General features: G+C 56.3%; 4 protein-coding genes. 2 read left to right on the forward strand and 2 right to left on the reverse strand.

The features are described from left to right. Nucleotides 1–4: 4 nt before the first annotated feature. Complete coding sequence (gene ppc / locus CKL79_RS11295) at nucleotides 5–3,121, reverse strand: phosphoenolpyruvate carboxylase (protein ID WP_121969681.1); 3,117 nt, start codon at nucleotides 3,119–3,121, stop codon at nucleotides 5–7. 267 nt (nucleotides 3,122–3,388) lie between these two features. Beyond that, nucleotides 3,389–3,625: a hypothetical protein gene (locus CKL79_RS11300; protein ID WP_121969682.1), complete on the reverse strand. Its 237-nt coding sequence runs from the start codon at nucleotides 3,623–3,625 to the stop codon at nucleotides 3,389–3,391. 325 nt (nucleotides 3,626–3,950) lie between these two features. On the opposite strand from CKL79_RS11300, the gene CKL79_RS11305 reads away from it, so the two are divergent. Together CKL79_RS11305 and CKL79_RS11310 are read left to right on the forward strand one after the other, a co-directional pair. Then, entirely contained in the window at nucleotides 3,951–7,235 is a 3,285-nt protein-coding gene (locus CKL79_RS11305) for a DUF1574 domain-containing protein (protein ID WP_121969683.1), read from the forward strand. A 30-nt stretch (nucleotides 7,236–7,265) separates the two neighbouring features. Beyond that, nucleotides 7,266–8,786: an MBOAT family O-acyltransferase gene (locus CKL79_RS11310; RefSeq protein ID WP_121969684.1), complete on the forward strand. Its 1,521-nt coding sequence runs from the start codon at nucleotides 7,266–7,268 to the stop codon at nucleotides 8,784–8,786. Nucleotides 8,787–9,049 lie beyond the last annotated feature (263 nt).

A 9,049-nucleotide genomic window follows, 5' to 3' on the forward strand; every position in this document is an offset into this window, starting at 1 on the left:
GTGCCTAGCCCGTGTTGCGCATCCCGGCGGCGACGCCGTTGATGGTGAGCAGTGCGCCGCGCAGGAGTTCGCCTTTGCTATAGCGAGATCGCACCCTGCCGGTTACCGCGTCATTGCCATACTCTCTTAGCCGCTTCAGCAGCGCCACCTGCAAAAAGCTCAAGGGTACAATGCTGCCGTTGCGTAGCTGCACAGAGCGCTGTAAGCCCGGATCGCCATCTAACAGCGTGGTGTGATCGGTAATTGCCAGCACCACCTCGCGAGTCAGATAAAATTCAGCCGCGATCTGGTCAAACATCGCTTGAAAGTCTTCTAGCTTGTCGTCACTGCTGAGCTGACTGACATAGTGCTGAGCGATCTGCAAGTCCACCTTGGCTAAGGTCATCTCTACTTTAGAGATCACCATTTTGAAGAAGGGCCACTTGGTGTAAAAGTAGCGCAGCATCTCCAGATGTTCTTCGGTATTTTCGGTGATAAATTCGTTGAGAGCGGTGCCCACCCCGTACCACGAGGGCAGCAAAAAGCGGGTTTGCGTCCAGCTAAATACCCAGGGAATTGCCCGCAGGCCGTCCAGATTTTTTTTGCCGCCGCGTCGGGCCGGACGCGAGCTGATTTGCAGCTGGCTAATCTCCTGAATGGGGGTGACCTGATGGAAAAATTCCACGAGATCGGGCTGCTCATAGATTAAGGCGCGGTAGTGCTGGCGCGACCGAACGCTCAGCCGCTCCATAATCTCATTCCAGGGTTCAATGCTGTCGAAGCTGCTGCCGAGTACGCTGCCCTGAATCACGGCTGTGGTCACTGTCTCCAGATTGTAAAGCGCCAGGTCGGGAAGATTGTATTTAGAAGCGAGCACTTCACCCTGTTCGGTAATTTTGATGCGGCCATCGACGCTGCGCCCGGGCTGAGCCAGGATTGCTTCGTAAGCCGGACCGCCACCGCGCCCGACCGATCCGCCGCGCCCGTGGAAGATGCGCAGGGCGACGTTGTATTCTTCGGCGATCGCCTGCAGTGCCTGCTGCGCCTTATGGATTTCCCAGTTGCTGCTGAGAAATCCCGAATCTTTATTGCTGTCGGAGTAGCCCAGCATGACCTCTTGCAGAGCCGTCTCTGCTGCCTCGGGCTGAGTCTTAGCGGCCTCCATCGCTGTATAGCCGCCCTGTAGCATCGCCCGATAGAGCGGTAGCTCCCATAGCTGACGCATCACCTGCGGCGCTCGCCTGAGGTCTTCTACCGTCTCAAACAGCGGCACAATTTTGAGCGCACCTGTCCCCGTCGCGGGGTCATACAGCCCGGCCTCTTTGGCCAGCAGCGCCACTTCTAGCAGGTCGCTAGCGGTATGGCTCATGCTAATGATGTAGCTCTGGCAAATATTAGGCCCAAACTCTTGATGGAGCCTACGCACCATCCGAAACGTGGCGATGGTCTCGGTCGCTTTGTCAGAGAAGGGCAGTTCGCCCGGAATCAGCGGGCGGCGGGTGCTCAGCTCGCCGATCAGCCAGGCGTTTTTCTCATCTTCGCTGAGGTCGTTATAGGGCTTAGAGAGAACGCCTAGATACTCAGTGACTTCGTTCAGAGTATCGGAGTGACGAGTGCTCTCTTGGCGAATGTCGAGTTGAGCCAGGTTAAAGCCATAGATTTTGATCTGGCAAATCAGTACTTCGAGATCCTGGCAGACCAGACCGGTTTCTTTAAGGTTGCTTTGAATCAGCTGTAGCTCGTTTAAGAAGTCGTCACCGGAGCGGTAGATATGGCCGCCGCCATCTTGACTGTTTAAGTGGGTTTCAGCCTCTTGCAGATATTCGCCATTGTGGAGCTTTTGCGATCGCGCCAGCGTATTGCGCAAGCGCCGCTCAATGTAAGCCAGCTTTAGCCGGTAGGGTTCCTGCCGGTACCGAATAGCTAACTCGTCGTAAATATCTGGCATTTGTGTCTGATCTTGCTCTAGCGATTCGAGCAGATCGGGGAGGACTTCGCTCCAGTGCAGAGACAGGCTCAGCAGGTGGGTGAGCTGACTAATCGAGCCAATGTATTTGCCGAGCACCATGTTGCGCTGGTAGTTGGCAGTCTTCCAGGTGACTTGCGGGGTGACAGAAGGGTTGCCATCGCGATCGCTGCCTACCCAAGAGCCAAATTGACAAAAGTTTTGACTTGGGGGCCGCAGCGTCGGGAAAGTACCCTCCAGCGCCCGGCAGATGCGCTGATAGAGCTGAGGAATGGTATCAAATAGCACCACGTCAAAGTAGTGCAGCGTGAAATCAACTTCGTCAAGTACAGAAGGCTTGAACTGGTGCAGCTCATCGGTTCGCCACCACAGGCGAATTTCTTCAATCAGCTGAGATTGGAGGGCCTTGATCTCCCAGGAGGAGGCCAGCCCGATGGCGCGAGCGCTTTCTTCTTCTCGGTCTAGCTGGCGCAAAATCGCTGAAATGCGGCGCTGCTTATCGCGAATGGTATGCCGCACAATTTCGGTTGGATGAGCGGTGAAGACCAGCCGCACATCGAGCTGATCGAGCAGCCGCTGAATCATCTTCGGGGGCACATTCAGCCGCTTTAGAGTAGGAAACAGCCAGTAGAAAGTGCCAACATCGCGGCGACTGTCTGGGCCGCTGTCTGTACCAGAATGGCCGGTGCCATTATTTGCTAGCTGAATATCGGCAGGCGGGCGATGGCCGGCCACTGTGTTTTCGGTGTTGGCTCTGTCTCTATTCGCTAGGTTCTTGCCGTGGAGAATCGCGGCATCTTCGTAAGCGGCGCGATACTGCTGCTGCTGACCGCGCTGCTCATAGTGCTGCTCGACAATATTGATCAGCTGAAAGTAGAGGGCAAAGGCCCGCGCCATTTTGATAGCGTCGCTCAGCTCTAGCTCTTCGATTAGCTGGAGCACCGGAGACGCATCGGCGGCATTGGCCTGACCATCAGGGGCACATAACTGCCGCAGACGGGTGAGCAGTGCGACCAAATCCGTGCCGCACTCATCTTCTAAAACGGCAGCCCAGGTTGCTTCTACGCTTTTGAGCCGGTGTCGCAGCAGCCAGTCGTAGGTAGCCACTGCCGGAATTACTTCAACATCTGGCTCTGATACAGCTGCGTCGGGCACATCTGACAGAGTCGTGGGCATTTCACCTGGCGAGTAAAGGGTAGAACTCATACGGCTGAAGAAGATATGTGGTAAGCGCTCGCAATGATTGTAGGAGCTTTAGGGCTCTCGTGGGGCGTCCTTAAGACTGCGTGCCAGAGTGTGGCGACTCATTCATTTAGTCATTTATTTGGTTACGCTTTTGTAGCTGACCATACTTTTACAGCCTCCGCTTAGCGACTAGCGTTGCCAGTCTGCGTCTCCACGGCTTTAGGGCGGGTAGCGGCAAATGCCTGACACGCAAGCGGTCTAAGGCTGCAGGTGATCTGCTTCGGCGCTCATGCGAGGTAGGCTAGGTAAGCGATCGCCGCGAAAGATCTCTTCGCTGGCCTGCCCGAATTGGATCAGACTATCGGCCACAAAACGGCTAGAAATCAGCAGGGCGATCAGCGGCAGGGCGCTCAAGCCAATGGTCAGATCCACGGCTACAGGCAGTGAAATCGACGGCTTGGGTAGGGATGATGCAGGCTCGCGGAAAGATTGCATGAGGTACGCCGGTATAATAATGACAAAGCAGTGGCCAAAGACCGCTCAATCCAAATATAGACGAGCTTAAAGATAGCGGTAACACTAATTACGTACGTAAGCTAACGCTCTGGCCTGTTGAAACTTTACTTGCCGATCACATAAAATCTACTCGTGCAAAATGCACAGGAGTAACCTAGAATGCAGCGAGCGCTGTGGGAGGGGGACTGCGCTTAGTCCTGATAAGTAGCCCTTTCAAATAGCAGATCCCTGATCATGACGGGTCCATGCTATCTACCCTTATGTGCGGTTTCGGGCGGTCAGGTCTGCTCTTCTGTAGTTATCTATGTTAGGCCATTTTCCTGAACAACAAGTCGCTGCCGACCCAGATACGCTGATCCCCTGGCTCAGAGAAACTGTCCTGCGTCCGGAAGATAGCGCTGTGACTAATCTGCAGGTGAGGTTACGGGGCAATATCTTGCATGTCTTGTGTGAAGCTGCGCAAACCGGCCCAGCCCGAGACGATGTGCTGCTCAAGCTGGTGCGATCGCTGATGGATCCTGCTGTTAAGTCCCGGCTAAAAAGCGATTTTTCGCAGATCTACCAAATCTACGTTTACAGCCGTCAGCGCTTTACTAACAAGCCGATCTGGAGCGCTCCTATCTACCTCAACCGCCTAGAGCAACATCTGGTACGCCTGGTGCCCACCCCTCTTCCTGAAGACCACCAGGTTGCCCAGCCTGTTCCGTCCGCCGCGCCTGACGCTGCGCTCGCTGACGCCCCTTCTCCTGACCTTCCGACTTCTGACCACCTGCCTTCTGATTTTTTCCCTGTAGATTCATCTGCCTTGGCCAAACCATCTGCCAATTTTGACCTGGCCTGCCAAGGCGACCCAGCGGCGATCGCTCAGTACCTGAGTGAGGCGCTCAGCGACCTGAATGTCGGTGTCCAGGTGAGTGCGCGGGTGGCTCCGGGTAAAGCTCGTCGGGCCAAGTCAGTGGTCGCAGCGTATCGGCTTCCTGAGAAAGCTCAGCCAGCCCTGGTGGATGAAAAGGCTGAGAATACCAGTGAAGCTGCTCAGGTAAGTGACGATCTGGTCTCCCGGCTGTGGGTATTTTGCGAAGCGAGCTATAGTCCCGATCCGCTGCTGATTGCCGAACCGATTGCCGAGCGGCTCAGACAGCTACAGCTGCGGCAATTTCAAGATGCAGTCATCACCATTCAGGTAGCCGGTGAAGCGGCTTCAGACTGGCGGCTGCGGGTAGATCTGACCCCGCCCGAAGAGATGCTGCGAGAATGGGGCCGCTGGGGCGATATCCCGGCGATTTCACAGCTGGCAAATCAGATTTCTCAGGCGCACGGTCTCAAGCTAGTCACCGAAGTTAAGCAGGCGACGCTGCACCTGATTAGCTACGTTGTCCAGTCGCTGGCGGATTCACCCGCTGGCCCGGCAGGCAAAGGCAATCGATCTAGCCAGTCAATTGATATAGATGCCTTGGTGGGTGCGATCGCGCAAATGCTGGTGGCGATCGCCCCTCAGGGTCTGCACCGGGCGATGCTCTACGGGCCTTCGACAGACGATATCAGCCCGGAGTGGCTGCGAGGGTTCGACCTGCCGGGCGGGCAGCATCCAGAACTGGCCGAGAGCACGGCGTCTCTAGCTGCAAAGGGCAATTTGCCAGCGTTGGCCTACTGCCTGACTCGGGCGCTCAATCCAGATATTCAAGACCAGCTAGCCACTGGCGGCATTCGCGTGCAGCTCTTGCTCAAAGAAGATCTGCTACACGTGATGACCGATGGCCCTGTCTGCCCGCCTAAGCACGCCATTGTGCCCCTGGTCACCCAAACCCTGAAGCAGCTTGCGGTGCCTGATCTGGGCGGCATTCGCCTATACGGTCGCCGGGCCGGTCAAAGACAGCCGATCTGGAGCCACGGCCATGACTATCAGCCCCGCCCGCGACTGGTGCCTGAGGCCAAGCCCGAGTTTGCCGCCTCTGAGGCTTACATCGGCGAGCTGATTACGCCTGTTAGCGATGAGAGCTTGCAGACTGACCTGCCCGCTGATGAGCAGGCTGATACTGAACCGAAGTTGGGGTCGCTGCTGGTGCGATCGCTGCAATATGTGCTGATCAAAAGCCAGCTATTCACGCCTGCCGATCAGCGCGAGCAATTGCCGCCCAATCTGCCTAAAGCCTTCAAGTCAGGAGGCAGTAAGATTGCCCTGGTTTGGGGAGCAGTCGGGCTGCTGCTGGCCGTTCAGTTTGACTTTATGGTCGGTCAGGCGCTACGTCAGGCAGCTGCCCCTGCTGCCAATCAAGTCGCGGCCACCCAACCAGACCCTGCGGCTGAAGCGGCCAGCAATCCGATCACCAGCTTTAGAGACGAACTCGCCAGTCTGAACTGGAATAGCGCTCAGAACTGGGCTGACCGGGATACCGATGAGGGCTTCGTCGAGAGGGATGATCAATCTAACAACCGCGACTTTACGGCTTCGGCTATTGATGACGATGAGCTGATCTACAGTCCGCAGCAAGATCTAGTCTCTACCTCAATCCTGTTAGCAGGCTCGGCGCTGCCGTCTTTTCGCAGTCAGCAGCTCGATGAAAAGCTGGCTCTCTACCAGCGTCAGGTGGCGCAGTCAGGGCCGCCTGATGTGCTGGTCATTGGCAGCTCGCGGGCGCTGCGAGGGGTTGATCCGGCGGCGCTGCAGCAGGCGCTAGCAGGCACGGGCCACTCAGAGCTAAGCGTGTTTAACTTTGGGGTCAACGGGGCGACAGCTCAGGTGGTTGACCTGATTGTGCGGCGGCTGATTCCGCCTGAGGACCTGCCGCAGATTGTGGTCTGGGCGGATGGGGCACGAGCCTTTAACAGTGGCCGGGTAGACGTGACATACAATGCGATCGCTGTCTCCGAAGGCTATGAGCAGATAGAGGCTAGCAGCACGCCGACCGAGGCAGGCGACCTCGCGCTGGGCAGCCTGGCCGCTGAGCTGACGCTCCACGTCAAAGCGGTAGACCGGCAGCTGAGCGAAGTCTTGGGGCAGATGTCTTCTGCCTATATTCACCGGGGTAAGATTCGATCAGCAATTGGGCAAGGGTTTGGGGCGATCGCGCCAGGGTTTGCCGATAGTGACAGCACTCGCGCTGGCGACACGCCGACCGGCCTGCCGACAGAGACTAGCCTGATTGACTTTGACGGCTTTCTGGCGCTCTCTACCCGGTTTAACCCGGCTACCTACTACCAAGATCACGCCCGCGTCGCCGGAGCCTACGATGGTGACTACGAAGCCTTTCAGCTAGCGGGTAAACAGACCGCCGCGCTGGATAATCTGCTGACATTTGCCCGTGAAAAGCAGCTGCCAATTGTCTTTATCAATACGCCGCTGACCGATGAATATCTCGATAGTCACCGGGCCAAGGCCGAAGATGATTTTCAGCACTATATGCTGAAGTCGGCAGAGCGCTCTAATCTGCTGACGTTTCGCGATCTGGGGCAGCTCTGGCCGCAGCGCTACGACTATTTCTCTGACCCCAGTCATCTGAATCGCTACGGGGCCTATCAAGTGTCGCACCGACTCGCCCAAGACCCGATGATTCCCTGGCCCACTGCGCTGCCTGACCCCGAGGAGTAGCAGCGCTCTTTCCCTGATGATTTAGCCGTCATGATTCAGCCGTCTATTCTCTACGGTTTCTTTCTCGCCTGTGTGCTGTTCCTCTTTTGGGTCGTCCCTCGCAAGCGGGCTCGGCTCTGGGTGCTTGTCATCAGCAGCCTGATTTTCTATACGACGCTGCAGGCGCAGTATGTACCGCTCATGCTGGTGCTGGTGGGGCTAAATTTTGTCCTCGGTAAAGCGCTGGCTGCTCCGCTCGACTGGCGCATTCCCAACGAGGCCTGGGACTATGCTCAGGCCGACTGGCAGCGCCGCCGCACCCGGCTACTGACGTTGGGAATTGCCTTAAACGGGCTGCTGCTGCTGGGGTTTAAGTACCTGCTGCCGCTGCTGTCGCTGCTGGGCCTAGAAAAGCTTGACCTGGGGCGACTGGGTCTATCAGGATTAGGGCTAGAAAATCTGGCTGTTGAACCCACAGCGGTCTGGCTGATGCCCTGGGGTCTGAGCTTTTTCACCTTTGAGTGCATTGCCTACCTGGTCGATATCTACAGGGGGTCGCCTGCGAGCGATCGCCTGCTCGACTTTGCCGCTTACAAACTGTTTTTCCCCAAGCTGATTTCGGGGCCAATCACGCGCTTCCACAGCTTTGCAGGCCAGTTTAAAGGGCTGTCAGCGCCGCCGGTGAGTCAAAACGTCGAGGGGCTGTGGCTGATTGCTTGCGGCGCAGTTAAAAAGCTGCTGATTGCTGACTATATTGGGCTGCTGGTGAATTCGAGCGCCGATAGCCTGCCGCGAGCGGGCAGTGGCGACATCTGGCTGTTTGCTTTCGCCTATGGCCTCCAGCTCTACCTCGACTTTAGCGGCTATGTCGATGTGGCTCGGGGCAGCGCCCTGCTGATGGGCTTTAACCTGCCGCAAAACTTTAACTTCCCCTATTTTTCTACCAGCATCGCTGACTTTTGGCGGCGCTGGCACATAACGCTGGGAGACTGGCTGCGCAACTACCTCTATTTCCCGCTAGGCGGCTCCCGGCGCGGCTTAGCTCGCACTTGTATCAATCTGATGGTGATTATGCTGGTGGCAGGGGTTTGGCACGGCGATCGCTGGGGCTTTATCGTTTGGGGGGCTATCCACGGTCTGGCCTTGATTATTCATCGGCTCAGCGTTGCTCTATCGGCAAAGTCAAAGCTACTAGAGGCTTTTTGGCAAAGTCTGCCCGGCACCCTACTTGGCTGGGGGCTAACTCAGCTGATTGTCTTTTTCAGCTGGATTTTCTTCCGCTTGCCGAACCTGAATGACGCTAGCCTGGCCATGCGCCACCTGTTTGGTCATGCCGCCGATATTCAGTTTGCGCAAAAAGTTTATTACGAATCTTTTGGCCTCACCCGACCGCAGATTTCGCTGCTGCTGTTGGGCGTAGTGGCGCTAATGGGCCTTGCCTACGCCGTTCAGCGCGGACTCAAAATGCAGCTCAGCTGGCCGATCAAAATGCTGCTGTTGCCGCTGTGCTTTTTCCTAGCATGGGTGCTAGCCCCAGCTGAAGCTGCGCCGTATATCTACTTCGATTTTTAAAGGCAAGCAGAGGGATTAGGCGGCAGCATCCCGCTAATCACTTTATGAGCAAAATGTTAAGTTTTTTTGCTTTATTGCAAAATATCCGATACATTACTAATAGAGCTGACGCAGGAAACCGCCTCTTTTTGGGCAGGTAACCGCTTCTCTCTAATACGTACCTAACTACTGGAATAATAATGACTACTACACTACAGACACGCCAAAGCGCGTCGCTGTGGGAGCAGTTTTGTCAGTGGGTCACCAGCACCGAAAACCGCCTC

The organism is Leptolyngbya sp. BC1307 (assembly GCF_002286735.1).
Classification (GTDB): domain Bacteria; phylum Cyanobacteriota; class Cyanobacteriia; order Phormidesmidales; family Phormidesmidaceae; genus Phormidesmis.

Excerpts from the sequence above, each read along its gene's own strand:
- ppc (WP_121969681.1), bottom strand. The coding sequence starts at position 3,121 with ATGCCCACGACTCTGTCAGATGTGCCCGACGCAGCTGTATCAGAGCCA.
- CKL79_RS11300 (WP_121969682.1), bottom strand. The coding sequence starts at position 3,625 with ATGCAATCTTTCCGCGAGCCTGCATCATCCCTACCCAAGCCGTCGATT.
- CKL79_RS11305 (WP_121969683.1), top strand. The coding sequence starts at position 3,951 with ATGTTAGGCCATTTTCCTGAACAACAAGTCGCTGCCGACCCAGATACG.
- CKL79_RS11310 (WP_121969684.1), top strand. The coding sequence starts at position 7,266 with ATGATTCAGCCGTCTATTCTCTACGGTTTCTTTCTCGCCTGTGTGCTG.